A 16,044-nucleotide genomic window follows, 5' to 3' on the forward strand; every position below is an offset into this window, starting at 1 on the left:
CGACGGCGCCATCGCGGGCCGCCACACTCAAACAATATCGACACACTGCCTGAACTATGACGTCGCGTCGGGGTCAACCGTGAAAATCAGCTCGCTCCGAGATCACGTAATTTCTGCGTAACTGTGAGATTCCATATGGCTTTGGCGGGATCGCGCTTCGCTCTCGCAATTGACTGACTTGCCTAAAAAGAAGGTACATCAAATGAGCAAAGCCTCCCAAGATCACATCGTCGTCCGACGCCTGTCTGCCGGAACAATGTTCGCAGGCCTCCTTATTCTGACCGGTTGCCAGACACCGGAACAGGAACGCTACGCCGATTTCGACACCTGCTCTGGAATGGGCACAAGATACGGATCATCGTCTCATACCGCATGCATGCTCCAGCAACAGCAGCGTCGCGACGAGGCGCAACTGCGGACCCTTGAGTCAGCAAGGCTAAGCCAGATCATGGCAGAAGATGCACGCCGGCAGCATGAGCGCATGAGAAGAGAGAGACGACGGGACTAGTTCCGAGTTCGGTGTGAGGCTCGAGCGGAGACGTTTGCGCCCAGCCTCCCACCAATGATGCGCCCCTTTAAGTAAGCCGCGTCTGGTCGAAGCCATAATACCGGAAAGCGGTGGCTTAATTGGATCTGATCTTCGTATTCCATAAAGGCCCGCGACGTGTTGAAGCTGCTTTCTAACGCCGGACACACGCTGGAACCCGACCACACAACTGTGCCGAAGCCAGACTTTGCTTGCATTGCCGGGGCGCTCAACACGTCGACCTAGAGCATACTCGAAAGCAGGCTGGGTGCTTACGCGGTTGCTCGGCCTTTCGGTTACACGCGCGCAGATGAGCCACAGCGCGCACGCTAGAGCCCTTCCTGGGTTTTTAGGGATTGGGTTTGCCTGTATCGCGGAGGGACAGATGCTGCCGATGACCCGTTTCAGCGGCCTGTGTGATCGCCTCGAGCACCCGATGACGATCGAGTGCGACTGCGAAGTCTGGCGCATCTGCGGTTCCGTCGCGGAGGTCGGCGGCGAGTTGGGCGTAGAGCCGGGCGACACCCGCCGCGGGCGCTTCGAGTTGCAGATCGGGAGCCGCATATGCTGTTGGGACCCGTAGCTGCTGGACAGGCTCGCTGCCGCGGCGCAAGGTGATGGTCATATCACCGAAGTGGATGTAGCCCGACGCCGTCTCCACGCTCAGACTGCCTTCCGTGCCCTGGATCTCCCACACCAAGCCGGCGGACTGTCCGGCACTGTAATGCAGCGAAGTGACGATCCCGCCTTCGAGAACGCCGGCGACGATGATCTCGTCCGGCGAATCCTTCAGGAGAGACGAGCCATCCGAAAGGCGGACGCCGTCGCCGCGCTGATTGGCGACGATGGCGGACAGGCTCTCGAATCCGCCGAGTACGTGGGCCAGTGGTTGGAGCGCGTGGCCGAGCATGATGCTTTGAAGCGTCGCGCCATTCTCTGCGCGAGCCATATACTCGAATGGCGGGTCATATCGGCCGCCCCACATGTCGTCGTTCAGATGCGCTCGGATGCTCGTGCTAAGCGGCATGCCGATCACGCCCTGCCGGACGAGGTCGTGAACGTAGCGGATCGGCGGGTGCAGGCCACCCTGCAGGCCAATAACCGTACGCAGCCGCCGTTTACGGGCAAGCCCCTCCAGCGCTTCGGCTTCCGATAGATTTCGCGCGAGCGGCCATTCGCAATAGACCATCTTGCCCGCGGCGAGCGCGTCGGAAACGATCTGCTTGTGATCCGGCACCTTGACCGCAACCACCACCAAGTCGACCTCCGGCCGAACGACCAGTGCCTGATGTGTGTCAAAGGCGAGATCGGCGCCCAGTCGGCTAGCGGTCGCGTTCGCACTCTCCATGCGCCTCGTGCTGACGGCGCGAATCTGGAATGCATCGAGCGCCCGCAGTGCCGGGACGTGAGCAATTCCGCCCCAGCCTCGATCGGCACTGGCGCCGACGATGCCGACGCCGATCCGGGTGTTTGGTGAATTGGTCATGTAGGCGTGCTCCTGTCTGGTACAGCCCGGCAATGCTCGCCTTGCTGCGCCACATGGTTTCGTTTCCGGACAAATGCTTGGGCGCAAGCGAGTGACCAAGCATTGCCGTTCACGTTGCGGCTGCGTGGGTTTGAGCCCAAGTGACGCAAGCGTAGGGAGTTAAGCGCGTCTCCAATGGGCCTCGAGTTCGCGCGCGACATCGGCCGGACGCTCTATCATCGGCCAATGCGAGGCGCGCAGCTTAACGACGGCGCGTGCGTGCGAGGCATTGCCGAGCTCGTCGGCGAAGCGGTGCGGCAGAAACGGATCGTCCAGGCCCCAGATCACCAGTGCTGGCGCAGTTATGCTGCTCAGACCCGGCTTCCACTCCGCCCCGACCTCGATTGCGGAACGGTAAAGTGCGAGAATGCTTGCCCGCATAGTGGTATCGAGATGCCGAACCGATTCATCCGCCGCATCTCTCGGCATCTGCGCCTCGACGAGTTTCGCCGCAAATTCCGCGAGGTCGAGATCCTTCATCCATTGCTCGCCCTCACCTGGCGTCTGCCAGATCTTGGCGAGATAGTGCCATGGATATTCCGGATCGATCGGCCCACTAATGCCGGTCCAGGTCCGCACCAGATCCGGCCGGCTCGACGTCAGACGGCCTGTCAGCAGGCAGCCCCAGTCATGACCGACCAGATCTACGGGTTCGCCGATCTCATCGATCCGGTTGATAAGCCAGTCGAGATACTCTTCCTTTGTTGACCTGAAATCCGACGGCAACGGATGACCGAAGCCGGGAAGATCGATCGTGATAATGTCACTGCGTTCAAGATGAGAGCGAACGGTGTCCCAGATCCGGTGGGTGTCGGGTACGCCGTGGACGAGGACTGCAGGCATGTCGCGATCTCCTTGGTGGTTGTTGTCAGGAGAATAGGGACATGGTGGCATCGCGGAAGTCGGCGTCAGAGAAACCCGGCGTTGCTATTAGCGGAACCCTTGCCGTTGTGCGCTCTAAGCCGCGCCGCTTTCCCCACGACGATAGTCACACCGGCCGGTGTTGTCGCCCTCGAGATGATAGACCGTCGGTTCGCCCGAGAAGTATTCCTGTATGCCTCCCATGAACTGCTCATGGTCTTCGCTCGCTTCGAAACCCGGAGTATGATCGTCAAGCGACCGCCATCGCACGATCAGATTGAATACCTCCGGCGTTTCGATCCCCTGGGCGAGGACATGACCGCGGTAACCCCGCGCACGCGTGAGCAGAGGAACAACACCTCCGAACGCTTGCCTGAACTCGCTGATCTTGTCCTTTTGGACAGGCAGCACAGCGATCTCATAAATCATGATTGCACCTTTGTGTCGGCCTGCGGGTCAACGGCAATCGCGATCTTACCGCGCAAACCGTTGTTTGGTTTCTCAAGGAGCGCATGGGCAAGCGCAAGGTCGGCGAGCGAATAGACGGCGCCCACATGCGGCCTCAGCTGACCGCGTTCCACCAAAGTGCTCAGCTCGTTGAGCTTGCCTTGGTTCTGCCTCGTGAAGACGAAGTGGTAGCTCGCGTTCCTGCCCCATGCCTCAATGAGATTTTGCGGGTGTGCGATGTCCACGATTGAGACGACGCGACCGAGTTGTGCAAGCGCCTTCGGGCTGTGGGACAATGTTTCGCCGCCGAGGGTGTCAAACACGACGTCTACTCCGAGGCCTTCGGTCTCCCGCATGATGGCGGCCACATAATCCTCTCTCCTGTAATCAATGACGACGTCAGCTCCGACACTTCGCGCAAACTCGAAGTTTTCTTCGCGGACAGTCGTGTAGACCTTTGCTCCGATGGCTTTCGCAACTTGGATAGCGACGTGCCCTACCCCTCCCGCGCCGCCATGGATCAATATGCTTTCACCCACCCTCAGGGCAGCACGCGAGACAAGCGCTTCCCAGGCGGTTCCGCCAACCAGGCTAAGGCTCGCGGCCTCAAGATGGGTCAGCGAGCTGGGTTTGCGCCCGATGATGTTTTCGTTCGCAACGTGGTATTCGGCATAACTGCCTGGCCCGTCGAAGATCTGTGGCGTGTACCAGACCTCGTCCCCTGGAGCGAACATTGTTACCCCCGGACCGGTAGCTTCGACAACGCCCGATACGTCATGGCCGGTAATTGCCGGCAACGCTACCAGATCGCGATAATCGCCTCGCCGAACTTGGTAGTCGAGGGGATTGATCGATGTGGCATGGACCCGTACCAAAACCTGTCCCGCCTTCGGAAGAGGCTTTGGAACTTCGACGAGATCAAAGGCTTCCGGACCGCCAAAGGATTTGAGTGACATCGCTTTCATTTTCAGGCTCCTCTTCTGTCGAAGGTGATGATTCTGGTCGCCGGCGTCGGCGTAGGACGAGAAACATGCTCCGCCGTTGGAGCATTGCCGGCCTCAAAGCGTCCGCCGCCGTTTCAATAGCTCCTATGTGATTTATCGCGATTGCTTTCGGTAGTGGCCCAGATTAAGGATCACCTTCAAAAAAAATTTGAAAGTCAGCGAATGGACGTGGACGAATTAAATCTCTTCGTACGGATTGCTCAACTGCGCAGCATCAGTGCCGCAGCGCGCGACTTGGGTCTGACGCCTGCTGGCGCCAGCGCCAAACTGTTGGTTCTTGAGCGAAAACTCAGTGCAAGGCTCGTCCATCGTACCACACGGCAAGCAACTTTGACTGAAGACGGTCTGGCGTTCCTGCCGCATGCGGAACATATTGTCGTCGCTGCGGAGGCTGCCAGAGCGGCACTTGGGCGAGAGCAAGCAGCGCCTCGCGGCACATTACGAATAGCGGCCCCCGCCTCGTTCGCGCGAATGCATATTGTGCCGGGTCTGGCTGACTTCTGCAGGCAATATCCCGACTTGGCACTTGATTTGCGCATTTCGGACAGCATCGTTGATCTGGTCGAGGGCGCCTTCGATGTCGCGGTTCGTTATACTGAGCTCAGCGATTCATCCTTTGTCGCGCGGCGGCTTGCTCCCGACAATCGCGTGCTGGTCGCGTCGCCCGAATATCTCGAAAGACACGGCCTGCCCAGCACGCCCGACGACCTGGCGGAACATACCTGCCTCGTCGTCGGCACGCTGGATCTGTGGACATTTCGGGGGAAAGGTTCGGTGGTGATCGAACGACGTGTTACTCCGAGTCTCCGCATCAATGACGGCACTGCAGTGCGCGATGCCGCTTCTGACGGGCTGGGCATTGCGCTGATGGCCACATGGTGCGCATCGGAAGAACTACAGTCCGGCGCATTGGTGCCGGTCCTTCCGGAGTACCCGCTGATCTCAACCCAGACGCTTTGGGCATTGTATCCAAGTTCTCGCGAACTGGCACCGAAAGTGAGAGTGTTCATCGACTGGCTTGTCAATCGGTTCGGCAATCAACCCTATTGGGATAAAGGGCTGGAAAGCATCCTCGACCACCGTCGATGATACGTGATTATTGTCCGGTTCCGATGCGCGCGCGTAGGCGAAGCGAATTTTGCATTTCGCCCCGGCATTTTCAGGATGTGAAACCACCATCGGCCCGGATGTCGGCACCCGTTACAAAGGAGGCTTCCGGACTTGCAAGGAATGCGACAACGCTCGCAATTTCCTGGGGCTTTCCATAGCGGCCCGCCGCGATACGCGAGATCTGCATAGCGGCAAACTCACCATCAACAGGGTTCATGTCAGTGTCGGTTGGGCCTGGATGCACCGTGTTGACTGTAATGCCGCGTGGCCCGAGGTCATGAGCCAAACTGCGGTTGAAACCGGCGACTGCCCCTTTGGTGAGGCCGTATACTGATAGCCCAGGAACGCCGGCATATTTCGTGATCGAACTGCCGATCTGTATGATCCGGCCGCCATCCTTCATATGACGTACGGCCTCCTGCGTGGTAACGAAAACGCCGGTTACATTGACTGCCAGCATTGCCTGATAGTCATCGAAGGCGATTTCGTCGATGGGACCGGCAAAGGCAATACCGGCATTGTTCACCAAAATGTCGAGGCCGCCGAACTTATCGACCGTCGCGGCAACGGCGGCGCGTATCGCGTCCGGATCAGCGGCATCAGCGGCGATGGCCAGCGCGCGCGCGCCCGTTTTTTCTATGGCGACAGCGACTTCCTCGGCCTTCGCAGGCGATCCGCGAAAGGTGAAAGCAACCTGAGCGCCATCCGCTGCGAGACGCTGGGCGATTGATGCGCCGATTGATCGCGATCCACCGGTGACCAGCGCGATCTTTCCGCTTAGTGGAAGATATCGAGACGAGGTTAATTCAGTCATTTTTTTCACTCCTTTTACGTGTCCGTGGAGTGATATATTTGCCCGTTCATGTCCTGGAATATTAGCATCATATCGGTTGGATCATCTTCAAGCATGTGTTGAATATGGGATATTCGACGCGGTCAAACGACCACGGTTTTCAAAGAAGCTAACAAGGCGTGTGGACATTAGCCGAGACTGCCTGCGAACCGGGCACTGAGGCGCTCGCGACGGAAATATTCCGTATAGAAGTCGATGAAAGCACGTGTTTTTAGCGGTTGGAGCGCGCGGCCCGAGTAGTAGAGCGAGATAGATCCGGCGTCGGCATACCACTTCGGAAGGACACGTTCGAGTGCGCCACTTTCCATATGTGGCAGCACATCAGGTACAGCCAACAATGCAATGCCCAACCCCGCGATTGCCGCCTGCACCATGGGCGCGGCGTCGCTCATCACAATCGTCTCGTCGAGGAGCGCACGCTCTTCGCGTCCTTGAGCGTCCCGCATCATCCATTGCCTGATCCGGCCCGAATTTGAGGATCGCATCAAGATTCCGGCATGATCGGCCAGATCGGCGGGGCTGGTCGGCCGGCGACGTGCAGCAAAATAGCTGGGCGATGCGACCGCGATAACGTGTACGGGCGCGAGCGTCGTGGAAACGATGCCAGGATTGAGTTCGAAACCACCGCCGATCGCGGCGTCGAAACCCTCGGCGATAAGATCGACCTTGCGGCTGTCGAAATGCCAGTCAGGTCGGACGCCCGGATAACGGGCCAGAAAGTCGGGCAGTGCGGGGAGAACGTATCCCATCGCGAACGACAAACTCATGCTGAGCTTCAAAACGCCGACGGGCTCGCCCTTCGTTTGTGATGCCCCGTCGATTGCCCCCTGAAGGTGGTTCAGGCTGTCGCCGATGCTTGCCAGAAACGACTCCCCCGCCTCGGTCAGGGTCAACTTCCGCGTTGAGCGGTGAAACAGCCGTATACCGAGGTTACGTTCCAGCATTGCAACATTCCGGCTGACTGCGGCCGGCGTGATCGAGAGACGCCGTGCGGCCCCAGAAAAGCTGCTCGCTTCTGCGCTTCGAACGAACGCTTCGAGGTTTGCCAGTGTCTCCATAAAACGTAACCTTCAAGTATTGATTGAAACTAAAACAATCCACCTATGACTTATGTTGCGTGTATTTGCCAGCCATATTCCAGTCAACAGCAAAAGCGGATTTCTGCAACGCCACCGGCATCAGGCCCAGGATGTAGCGGGAAAACCGACCGTCGCAGACAGAATTCTCACGAACGTAAAGGAGTGGGTGATGACCATTGGAATTATCGGAGCCGGCAATATCGGGGGCGCATTTGCCACTGCGCTCGGCAAGGCAGGAATCGAAGCCGTGATTGCAAACAGCCGAGGACCGGAAAGCCTCACGGCGCTTGTTTCAAAACTTGGAAGCTCAATCCGGGCTGGAAGCGTCCAAGAGGCCGCGGCGCAAGCCATCGTTCTCGTGGCAGTCCCCTGGTCAAAGATACCTGGCGCGCTCGCCGGTTTGAACTTCGACGACAGGATCGTAATCGACGCCAACAACTCCATCGAAGCGCCGCTTTACAGGCCGGCGGACCTTGGCGGCCGCACCTCTACGGATATTTTCACCGCCCTTGTGCCAGGCGCGCGCGTCGTCAAGGCGTTCAACCATCTGGCGCCAAGCCAACTGTCGGGCGACCCCCATTCGGAAAGAGGCAGGCGCGTCCTGTTTTACTCGGGCGACGATATGAGGGCGAAGGCTGAGGTCGCCGCCATCATTGATCGAATCGGCTTCTTCGGGATCGATCTCGGCGGGCTTGCGGTCGGCAGCCAGCTGCTTCAGTTCCCAGGCGGCCCCCTGCCCGCTCTCAATCTGGTCAAGTTCGACTGAACATCGCGGCGCTCCAGCCGTCTGCAATCGGAGCGCGGCGCGCCATCTGAAACCCGGAGACAATATCGTGACAAGATTCATTCAAATGCAGTCGGCGGGCGGACCGTCGGTTTTGCAAGTTATCGAGAAAGACCTGCGCGCGCCCCGTGCCGGCGAGGTCAGGCTCATTCAAGACGCGATCGGCCTCAACTTCGTCGATACGATGGTACGAAAGGGTCAGTATCCGATGGCGTTGCCGGCGGTTCCCGGTTTTGAAGCGGCCGGGACGATCGCCGAGGTCGGATCCGGCGTCGAGGGGCTGTCGGTCGGTGACCGGGTCGCTTACTTCTTTTCGGAAGGCGCCTATGCCACCGAGAGGATCATTCCGACAGCGCCGCTCATCCGGCTGCCCGCCGATATTTCGAACGAGACTGCGGCAACCTTCCTGGCGAAGGGTGCGACGGCCTGGATGGGGATGCGTGGTCTCCACGATCTCAAATCCGCCGAGACGGTGCTGGTACTTGGGGCATCGGGAAGCGTAGGCGCTATCCTGTCTCGCTGGGCAAAGTCGCTGGGCGCAACCGTGATCGGCGTCGCGGGATCGCGGAACAAGTTCGACAGGGTCGCGGCCGGCTCCACCCATGCCTTCCACGCTGGCGAGCCAGACATCGCCGCCAAGATCCGTGCGATCGCACCTGACGGTGTCGACATCGTCTATGATTTGGTTGGCCGGGCGACCTTTGCTCTGGGCGCGTCGAGTGTCCGAGATGGTGGCGTGATTGCCGCGATTGGAGCGGCGACGGGTCAGCCAGCGCCGCCTCCCGATCTTGTGCGTCGGGGGGTAGCTGTCCGCAGTGGTGGAACCCCTCAATATGTCCGGGGACGAGCAGTTGAGACCGCAACGTCCGAGCTATGGGATGCGCTGCGCTCAGGCATTTTCGGCGATCTCGAAACGACACGCTATCCGTTTGATGAGATAGCCCGAGCGCATGACGACATGGACAATCGCCGCTTGAGCGGTCTGCCGGTCCTGATCGCTTGAACCGAAAATAATCGTACGGCGGCAGGCCGCACGACGCCCTGCGCAATTCGGCCGGGCGAACATTTCCCCTATCGATAATGAAAGGAATGATCGATGAGTGAACTAGCAGGTAAACGTGCGCTCGTGACTGGAGCGTCCCGCGGCATTGGCGCCGCGATAGCGATAGCTCTGGCAGAAAAAGGCGCCGACGTTGCGATCACGTACGAACGCGCCGCTGATCGGGCAGCGCAAGTCGTCGCAACAATCGAAGGCAAAGGCCGCAAGGCATTGGCTATCCAGGCTGACAGCATGGACCCAGAGGCGGTCAAGCGGTCGGTTGATCAAGCGGCGCAAGCGTTGGGCGGCCTCGACATCTTGGTGAACAACGCGGCTATCGCGATCTACAAGGATGTGGCGGACTTCACCGTTGCCGAGATCGATGCTCTTTTCGCTGTCAACGCTCGCTCCCCGATCCTGGCATCGCAAGCCGCGATGCCTTATCTTGGCAAAGGTGGCCGGATCGTCACAATTGGCTCCGCAGGCGCAGAACGCATTGTCGGACCATCGACGGTTTATTCAATGACCAAATCGGCACTTCAATCGTTTACCCGCGGTCTGGCGCGAGAACTTGGCCCCCGTGACATCACTGTCAATCTCATTCAGCCGGGATCAACCAACACGGAAATGAACCCGGCGGACGGCGCGTTCGGAGATTTCCAGCGTGCCCTGATACCGCTCGGCCGGTACGGCGAGCCGGAGGATGTCGCGGCTGCGGTAGCCTTCCTCGCATCCGGCGCGGCCCGACAAATCACCGGAACCATCCTGACCGTTGATGGCGGCACACTGACCTGAGCACCGGTAGGTATAGCAAGGAGCGGACATAGACATTCCAGTTGATGTCCGCTCAACATTTCCGGCACAGCGCTACGCTCCCTTTTCTGTACCCCGAACAGGTGGCACAACGCTTAAGGGCCCGAGCGATCGACTGACCGGGCACGCTTTCAGCGAAGCGGCCGGTCGCTCGATAACCTATGAACGGTTTTCCGATGACGTTCTCGCTGCAAACACGGTTCTCGCGCATATGGCAGAGAGCCTGGTAGACGGGCCGCTCGCCGAGCTCGTCGATCTGAAAGTCATGCGCGAAATTAACCCCGACCTTCTCACTTTCAGGTCTTGGCTCGCTGGCAATGGGCGCAAGCTGCTCGATGCAGCCTTGCAACCGTCGGTCTAGGGACATACGCCAACCTCAATAATGACAAGCGAACCACAACGGCTACCGAGCGGACGCTTGTATTTCATCAGTCGCGCGCCAAGGCTTCGATCGGGTCCAGCTTTGCCGCATTTCGGGCGGGAAGGAAGCCGAAGACGATTCCGATCAGGGTCGAGCAGGCAAAGGCCACCATGATGGAGCCCGAAGAGAAGATCATTTTGAAGTCGGGGCTCAGCAAATTGAAAAGAGCGCTGATCCCGAGGGCGAGCATCACTCCCATGAAGCCGCCGACAAGGCAGACCATGATGGCCTCGATCAGGAACTGGGAAAGGATGTCGCTGCAGCGCGCGCCGACAGCCACACGAACGCCGATCTCCCTGGTACGTTCGGTCACGGATACCAGCATGATATTCATCACACCGATGCCGCCGACAATCAGCGAGATCACTGCGACTGACGAAATCAGCAGCGTCAGGGTTTGCGTGGTGGTCTCGATAGTCTCGCGAATGGTCGCCGAGTTGGTGAGGAAGAAGTCTTTCGCGCCATGCCGACGCTCGATAAGGCGGGAAACTGCGGCCTCGACATTGCCCGGGTCGACATCGTCTCTGATACGGACCGTTATGCCGTCGACGTTCGGACGACCCAGCATGCGGCCCATGACGGTTGTGTAAGGCGCATAAACGGTCAACGGATCAACCGCCGGGCCGAAGGAGTTTTCCCGTTTCGTCACACCCACGACCCTCGCCGGCATTGTGCCCAGAAGGATGACCTGCCCCACCGGGTTTACCCGGTCTGGAAACAGGTCTCGCGCAGCGTTTGCATCGATCACCACATTCTGGCTGTAGGCGATAACGTCCTGGGCGTCGAACAGTTGTCCATGCGCCAGCTCAAGGCCCCGTACACGAAAGAAGTCCGCGCCAACTCCGGTGACTGACGCATTGACGGCCACGGCGGCGCGCTTGACAGTTACGCTCGTCGTGACGGTTGGTGTCACGCTGTCGACATAGGGCTGGTTCACCAGCGCTTCTGCATCGGCGGGAACCAGGGTCCGTATCTTGCCCGCTTCCAGATCGCCGAAGCTTTTTCCGGCCCGCACCTCGATCGTGTTGGTGCCGAGCGAACTGATACTGTTCAGGATTTGTTGCTGCGAGCCGGCTCCCAGTGCCGAAATAGCCGCCACTGAGGCGATACCGATGATGATGCCGAGCATGGTCAGAAGCGAGCGCATCTTGTGCGCCCATATTGCCGCGCCCGCCATACGAAAGGCCTCAGTCATCCGGTCAATTGCACCACGCCAGCCGGCGCCCGGCGCGTGCTCGCGGATGGGACGGGCCGTCGCGGCGGATTTGGATATATTGCGCTCGTCGGAAATGATAACGCCGTCGCTGATCTCTACAACCCGATCCGCGTGTTCGGCGATCTTCTTGTCGTGAGTGACGAGAATGATGGTGTGCCCCTCGGCGTGAAGCTCGCGCAGGATCTTCATGACTTCGGCGCCACTATGCGTATCCAGCGCTCCGGTCGGTTCGTCGGCCAGAATTATCTCGCCGCCGTTCATCAGGGCGCGGGCGATCGACACCCGCTGCTGCTGGCCGCCCGACAGCTTGCCCGGGATATTGCCCGTCCGCTCGGCGAGGCCCAGTCGGGTCAACAAGGAGATCGCTCGCTTGTGCCGGTCGGATCGGCTGCGTCCGGCATAGATGGCTGGTACCTCGACGTTGCTGGCCGCGCTGAGATCGCCAAGCAGATGATAACGCTGAAAGATGAAACCAAAACGCTCACGGCGTAGCGCCGCCAGTTCGTCCACGGACATCTTCGAGGTCTCGCGTCCTTCGATCCAGTAGCTGCCGTCCGTCGGACGATCGAGGCAGCCAAGGATGTTCATCAGCGTCGACTTGCCGGAGCCCGAAGCGCCGATGATGGCCATCATCTCGCCGGCCTCGATGTCGAGGTCGACGTCTTTCAGGACCCGCACCATCTCGTCGCCTGCGGGGAACGCGCGAGATACCCCACGTACCCGGATCAGTGGCTCCGTCATAGCGCGCCCTACCGCTTCGCTGCGGCCAGTTGAGCCTGGCCATCCGTGCGTTCGTCCGTGGATGCTCCCAGGACGATGGTCTCGCCTGCCTGAAGACCGCCAAGGATCTGGATGTCCGCGCCGTTATCGATACCGACCTGGACCTGTCGGATCTGGACCTCGCCCATCGCGTCCAGTATGCGCACACGCGCCGTATCACCGGCCCGGCGCGCGCCTTCCACTGCACTGAGCGGAACCAGCACGGCGCCGCTGACGCGGCTCAAGACGATGGACACCTGCGCCGTCATGGAGGGCCGCAGGACCCCGTCCGCATTCGCCACGTCGATCAGCCCGGTGTAATAGACCGCGCCGTTGGTTGAGCCAATCCGGCTCGCGGCGGCGTTGCTCTCGTTGGCGATGGCGGCCGGGGCCGGTTCCACCTGTCGCAACTCCCCATCGAAACGGCGCTTCGGATCGCCAAGAATGCTGAACCAGACCGGCAGGCCCCGCCGCACACGCACGACGTCAGCCTCGGAGATATCCGCGCGCACCGTCATTGTGTCCAATCGTGCGATCATGACGATGGTCGGCGCGGTCTGCAGGGCATTGACGGTTTGGCCCTCGTCAGTGACGATCGCGACCACTGTGCCGGCGATTGGGGCAGTGATACGCGTATAGTCCAATTCTATACCAGCAGACTCCAGCGCGACCTGCGCTTGGGAGACCTGAGCGTCCAGCGACTGAACCTCAGCCCGCGCGGTGTCTCGCATCGCGACCGCGGCGTCATACTGGGCGCGCGGCGTGGAACCACCTGCCAGCAGGTCACGCTCGCGCTCGAAATCCTTCTCGGCTTTCACCAGACCGGCGCTGCGCGCGGCGTGAACGGCGCGGATGTTGGCCAAAGCGGCCTCGCGGTCCCGCAAGGTGTTGCGCCGGGTCTGGGAATCGATCTCGGCCACCAATTGGCCAGCCTCGACGATGTCACCGATCTTGACAGCCAGATGCTCAATGCGACCCGAGGCCTGGGCGCCGACACGCACCAGCTCGAGCGGTTCGAGAATCCCGGTCGCCAGCACCACCTCTTCAATATCACCCGTTCGCGCCTGAGCTGTCACCAGTTCAAGCTTTGCCGGCGGACGCAGAAACAGCAGCCAGACGCCCAGCAGACCGACAAGGGTTGCCGCCCCGAGGATCAAACGCTTGCGGGTAATGTGCCGTGTCATGTAGTCTTGGTCCATGCCATTGAGATTTGCGGGCTTTCTCTGTCACGAGAGTTACCTGAAAATTACGGGGAGCCGTCGTCGCGCCTATCCGTTTGGCACGCGTTGTAAAATCAACCGATCGGCAACGAGTGTTTGTAATGTGGATGGCGTGCCAGAGATTGCCCGCCAGACATCAAGCGATCGCGGCCGTGCTCAGCCAACATCGACGGATGAAAACGCCTTGACCTGTTGGCGCAGGCGACGGACCTACCGCTGCTGGAAAACACGCTTCTCGCGCCAGCGTACGGCAAATGCGCTGCCCTTGCCTGGAGCGGACGAAAGCTCAACGTAACCGCCGTGACGGGTGACGATCTCGTTGACCATGCTGAGCCCCAGACCCGCACCTGAGCCGTGAGGGCTGACCCGGTAGAACGGCTCGAATATGCGCGACTGCTTGTCGCCGGCAATTCCGCAGCCCTGATCGGCGACAGTCACGCTGCCGTCAGCTTCAATACTGACCGATATCTGTCCTTGTCCGCCTCCGTACTGGACTGCATTACGAACCAGATTGACAAATGCACGCTCAAGAGCTTCGGCATCGCCGGGAACGAACAGGTTTTCCGCATCGCTATCGAACGAAATCTCGTAACCTTCGGCGATCGCCAGGGGAGCAAGGTCGGCGACCACCTTGGACACAACGCTGTTGAGATCGACAGGTGCATTCTGCTGAGGCTTCTGCCGGTACTTCTCGGTGTCGAGAAGCTGGTTCGCGATTGCTGTAAGTCGCTTGATGGCCGTCTGCAGGTGTGTCTTGTCCGCACCTGGTGAAAGCGTATCGATTCTCACCTGCAGGACAGCAATCGGCGTTCGAAGTTCATGGGCCGCGTTGACGAAGAAGCGCTCCGTCGCCTCGAAGCCGCTGTCGAGACGGCGCAGCGCCCTGTTGATGTCGCGCACCAGACGAAGTACCTCAGTGGGCAAGCCCCGCTCCTCCACCAGGGCGCCACGTGTGTCGAGATCGATCCTGTCGAGACGCCTGGTCAGATCGCTGAAGGACCGCAAAGCCCAGCGTGTGACAAACGGGACGCCAATCAGGGAAATGGCGACAAGGATCAGCGCCGGCACGCCGATGGCAAGGTTCCCCAACAGCACGGTCACACCATATTGGGACATCGAAACACCGCCAGCAAAAATCGTTGCCTCACCGGCCTCTGTGTCAAAACGCTCCATGCGGGCGACACTCAGCGGATCGTTCAGGTCACCATGGAGCTCGACACTTCTGAACGTCCGCAGGAATGGCATGTTGTCGGCAATTTTCCCGGGAGGTGCACCGTGTGCAAGGACAATATCTTTGCCCAGGTCTGCCACGAACCACAGGTCAGGCGCTTCCTCAATAATCTCTTTAAGCTCGACCGTCGGAACCAGATGGGGTCGGCCATTCGGCTCGAGACGAACCGAGTCTGCGATTTCCTGAGACAGCCATATGGACGTGATCGCCACATCGGGCTTGAGGCCAGAAAGGAGATAGACAACCAGGCCGAGCGAGGCGATGACCGCGCAGAGCTGCAGGACAATAAAACCAAAAGTGAATCGCCAGCGAAGGGATGTGCTGGTCATCCTATTTCTGCTCATGAAGGTAGTAGCCTATGCCACGAATGTTCTTGATAACAATGTCGGCCTCCGCTTCGCCAAGCTTTCGGCGCAGGCGAGACATATTGGACTCCAGTGAGTTCGACTGGATTTCGTCGTCAAAGGAATAGACCTGACCCTCAAGGGACGAGCGCAAAACGGTACGACCACGGTTTCTCAGAAGCGTTTCGATGATGAGCAGTTCCCTGCGGGTAAGCGCAAGCCGGACGCCGTTGACATGCACATCGCATGAAACACGATCATAGGTAACATTTCCGGCAGCCAGGACGGACGATCCCGTTGTCGGAGCCCGCCTCAGTACAGCGCTCATTCTGGCAATCAGCTCGGGAATTTCGAACGGCTTCGGCAAATAGTCATCGGCGCCGTCATTGAGGCCGGAAATTCGCTCGTCGGTCGATCTCAGAGCGGAGATGATGATCGATCGCGTATTTGAACCTCTGCGACGCAAATCGGCGAGAAAGGTACTGCCATCACCATCCGGCAGTTGCCGGTCGATAAGGACAATATCGTAGTCCGCCATAGCGATTGCTTCCCGCGCCATCGCCAGATCTCCAACAGCGTCCAGCACGATGCCATGCTGCGAGAGGGCCGTCCTCAAAGCATCCGTCATTTCCGGATCGTCTTCGATAAGTAGAAGTTTCATAGTGGCCTGATCGTGCAAGTCCCGGACAGCGGTTCTCAAGAATTCTAACAGCAAATTTATATATATGTGTGTTTCATAAACTCGACTGTCGTGACCGTCTGGCCGCCAAGTCAATCAGCGGTCCAGATGTTCGGCACCGGGAAGCGAAACC

At 59.6% G+C, this 16,044-nt stretch carries 14 protein-coding genes; 4 read left to right on the plus strand and 10 right to left on the minus strand.

From position 1 onward, the window contains the following. Nucleotides 1-875: 875 nt before the first annotated feature. The 4 genes from RAC79_RS13420 to RAC79_RS13435 form a co-directional block, all read right to left on the minus strand. The gene (locus RAC79_RS13420; protein WP_374997106.1) at nucleotides 876-2,012 is read right to left on the minus strand and encodes a Gfo/Idh/MocA family protein; all 1,137 of its coding nucleotides are present in this window, start codon (nucleotides 2,010-2,012) and stop codon (nucleotides 876-878) included. A 159-nt stretch (nucleotides 2,013-2,171) separates the two neighbouring features. Then, nucleotides 2,172-2,894, minus strand: coding sequence for an alpha/beta fold hydrolase (locus RAC79_RS13425; RefSeq protein ID WP_374997107.1), 723 nt, complete (start codon nucleotides 2,892-2,894; stop codon nucleotides 2,172-2,174). A gap of 114 nt (nucleotides 2,895-3,008) precedes the next feature. Further along, nucleotides 3,009-3,341: an antibiotic biosynthesis monooxygenase family protein gene (locus RAC79_RS13430; protein ID WP_374997108.1), complete on the minus strand. Its 333-nt coding sequence runs from the start codon at nucleotides 3,339-3,341 to the stop codon at nucleotides 3,009-3,011. After that, nucleotides 3,338-4,324, minus strand: coding sequence for a zinc-dependent alcohol dehydrogenase family protein (locus RAC79_RS13435; RefSeq protein WP_374997109.1), 987 nt, complete (start codon nucleotides 4,322-4,324; stop codon nucleotides 3,338-3,340). The genes RAC79_RS13430 and RAC79_RS13435 overlap by 4 nt, the downstream gene beginning before the upstream one ends. Before the next feature lie 201 nt (nucleotides 4,325-4,525). Here RAC79_RS13435 and RAC79_RS13440 point away from each other — a divergent pair, with 201 nt between their 5' ends. Then, complete coding sequence (locus RAC79_RS13440) at nucleotides 4,526-5,452, plus strand: LysR family transcriptional regulator (protein WP_374997110.1); 927 nt, start codon at nucleotides 4,526-4,528, stop codon at nucleotides 5,450-5,452. 70 nt (nucleotides 5,453-5,522) lie between these two features. Here RAC79_RS13440 and RAC79_RS13445 read toward each other — a convergent pair whose 3' ends face one another. Both RAC79_RS13445 and RAC79_RS13450 read right to left on the minus strand, forming a co-directional pair. Continuing rightward, on the minus strand, nucleotides 5,523-6,287 hold the full coding sequence (locus RAC79_RS13445; protein WP_374997170.1) for a 3-oxoacyl-ACP reductase family protein: 765 nt from the start codon (nucleotides 6,285-6,287) through the stop codon (nucleotides 5,523-5,525). A 167-nt stretch (nucleotides 6,288-6,454) separates the two neighbouring features. Further along, nucleotides 6,455-7,384, minus strand: a complete 930-nt coding sequence (locus RAC79_RS13450; protein WP_137005811.1) for a LysR family transcriptional regulator — start codon at nucleotides 7,382-7,384, stop codon at nucleotides 6,455-6,457. Nucleotides 7,385-7,436: 52 nt separating this feature from the next. Between RAC79_RS13450 and RAC79_RS13455 the strand changes: the two genes are divergently transcribed. From RAC79_RS13455 to RAC79_RS13465, 3 genes are all read left to right on the plus strand, one after another. After that, entirely contained in the window at nucleotides 7,437-8,171 is a 735-nt protein-coding gene (locus RAC79_RS13455) for an NADPH-dependent F420 reductase (protein WP_374997111.1), read from the plus strand. A 67-nt stretch (nucleotides 8,172-8,238) separates the two neighbouring features. Beyond that, nucleotides 8,239-9,192 carry a zinc-binding dehydrogenase gene (locus RAC79_RS13460; RefSeq protein WP_374997112.1) on the plus strand — a complete coding sequence of 318 codons (954 nt, stop codon included), beginning with the start codon at nucleotides 8,239-8,241 and terminating at the stop codon, nucleotides 9,190-9,192. Nucleotides 9,193-9,285: 93 nt separating this feature from the next. Next, entirely contained in the window at nucleotides 9,286-10,023 is a 738-nt protein-coding gene (locus tag RAC79_RS13465; protein WP_374997113.1) for an SDR family NAD(P)-dependent oxidoreductase, read from the plus strand. A gap of 446 nt (nucleotides 10,024-10,469) precedes the next feature. Here the strand turns inward: RAC79_RS13465 and RAC79_RS13470 are convergent, their stop codons facing one another. The 4 genes from RAC79_RS13470 to RAC79_RS13485 all read right to left on the minus strand — a co-directional run bounded on the left by RAC79_RS13470 (nucleotide 10,470) and on the right by RAC79_RS13485 (nucleotide 15,893). After that, on the minus strand, nucleotides 10,470-12,419 hold the full coding sequence (locus RAC79_RS13470) for a MacB family efflux pump subunit (RefSeq protein WP_374997114.1): 1,950 nt from the start codon (nucleotides 12,417-12,419) through the stop codon (nucleotides 10,470-10,472). Nucleotides 12,420-12,427: 8 nt separating this feature from the next. Then, the gene (locus RAC79_RS13475) at nucleotides 12,428-13,621 is read right to left on the minus strand and encodes an efflux RND transporter periplasmic adaptor subunit (RefSeq protein WP_374997115.1); all 1,194 of its coding nucleotides are present in this window, start codon (nucleotides 13,619-13,621) and stop codon (nucleotides 12,428-12,430) included. 246 nt (nucleotides 13,622-13,867) lie between these two features. After that, complete coding sequence (locus RAC79_RS13480; RefSeq protein ID WP_374997116.1) at nucleotides 13,868-15,217, minus strand: sensor histidine kinase; 1,350 nt, start codon at nucleotides 15,215-15,217, stop codon at nucleotides 13,868-13,870. 1 nt (nucleotide 15,218) lies between these two features. Beyond that, nucleotides 15,219-15,893 (minus strand): response regulator transcription factor, encoded by a 675-nt coding sequence (locus RAC79_RS13485; RefSeq protein ID WP_137005972.1) that lies wholly within the window; start codon nucleotides 15,891-15,893, stop codon nucleotides 15,219-15,221. Between the last annotated feature and the right edge of the window lie 151 nt (nucleotides 15,894-16,044).

The organism is Agrobacterium sp. LR_9 (assembly GCF_041954855.1).
In the GTDB taxonomy this organism is placed as follows: Bacteria; Pseudomonadota; Alphaproteobacteria; order Rhizobiales; family Rhizobiaceae; genus Agrobacterium; species Agrobacterium leguminum.

Excerpts from the sequence above, each read along its gene's own strand:
- RAC79_RS13420 (WP_374997106.1), bottom strand. The coding sequence starts at position 2,012 with ATGACCAATTCACCAAACACCCGGATCGGCGTCGGCATCGTCGGCGCC.
- RAC79_RS13425 (WP_374997107.1), bottom strand. The coding sequence starts at position 2,894 with ATGCCTGCAGTCCTCGTCCACGGCGTACCCGACACCCACCGGATCTGG.
- RAC79_RS13430 (WP_374997108.1), bottom strand. The coding sequence starts at position 3,341 with ATGATTTATGAGATCGCTGTGCTGCCTGTCCAAAAGGACAAGATCAGC.
- RAC79_RS13435 (WP_374997109.1), bottom strand. The coding sequence starts at position 4,324 with ATGAAAGCGATGTCACTCAAATCCTTTGGCGGTCCGGAAGCCTTTGAT.
- RAC79_RS13440 (WP_374997110.1), top strand. The coding sequence starts at position 4,526 with ATGGACGTGGACGAATTAAATCTCTTCGTACGGATTGCTCAACTGCGC.
- RAC79_RS13445 (WP_374997170.1), bottom strand. The coding sequence starts at position 6,287 with ATGACTGAATTAACCTCGTCTCGATATCTTCCACTAAGCGGAAAGATC.
- RAC79_RS13450 (WP_137005811.1), bottom strand. The coding sequence starts at position 7,384 with ATGGAGACACTGGCAAACCTCGAAGCGTTCGTTCGAAGCGCAGAAGCG.
- RAC79_RS13455 (WP_374997111.1), top strand. The coding sequence starts at position 7,437 with ATGTTGCGTGTATTTGCCAGCCATATTCCAGTCAACAGCAAAAGCGGA.
- RAC79_RS13465 (WP_374997113.1), top strand. The coding sequence starts at position 9,286 with ATGAGTGAACTAGCAGGTAAACGTGCGCTCGTGACTGGAGCGTCCCGC.
- RAC79_RS13470 (WP_374997114.1), bottom strand. The coding sequence starts at position 12,419 with ATGACGGAGCCACTGATCCGGGTACGTGGGGTATCTCGCGCGTTCCCC.
- RAC79_RS13475 (WP_374997115.1), bottom strand. The coding sequence starts at position 13,621 with ATGACACGGCACATTACCCGCAAGCGTTTGATCCTCGGGGCGGCAACC.
- RAC79_RS13480 (WP_374997116.1), bottom strand. The coding sequence starts at position 15,217 with ATGACCAGCACATCCCTTCGCTGGCGATTCACTTTTGGTTTTATTGTC.
- RAC79_RS13485 (WP_137005972.1), bottom strand. The coding sequence starts at position 15,893 with ATGAAACTTCTACTTATCGAAGACGATCCGGAAATGACGGATGCTTTG.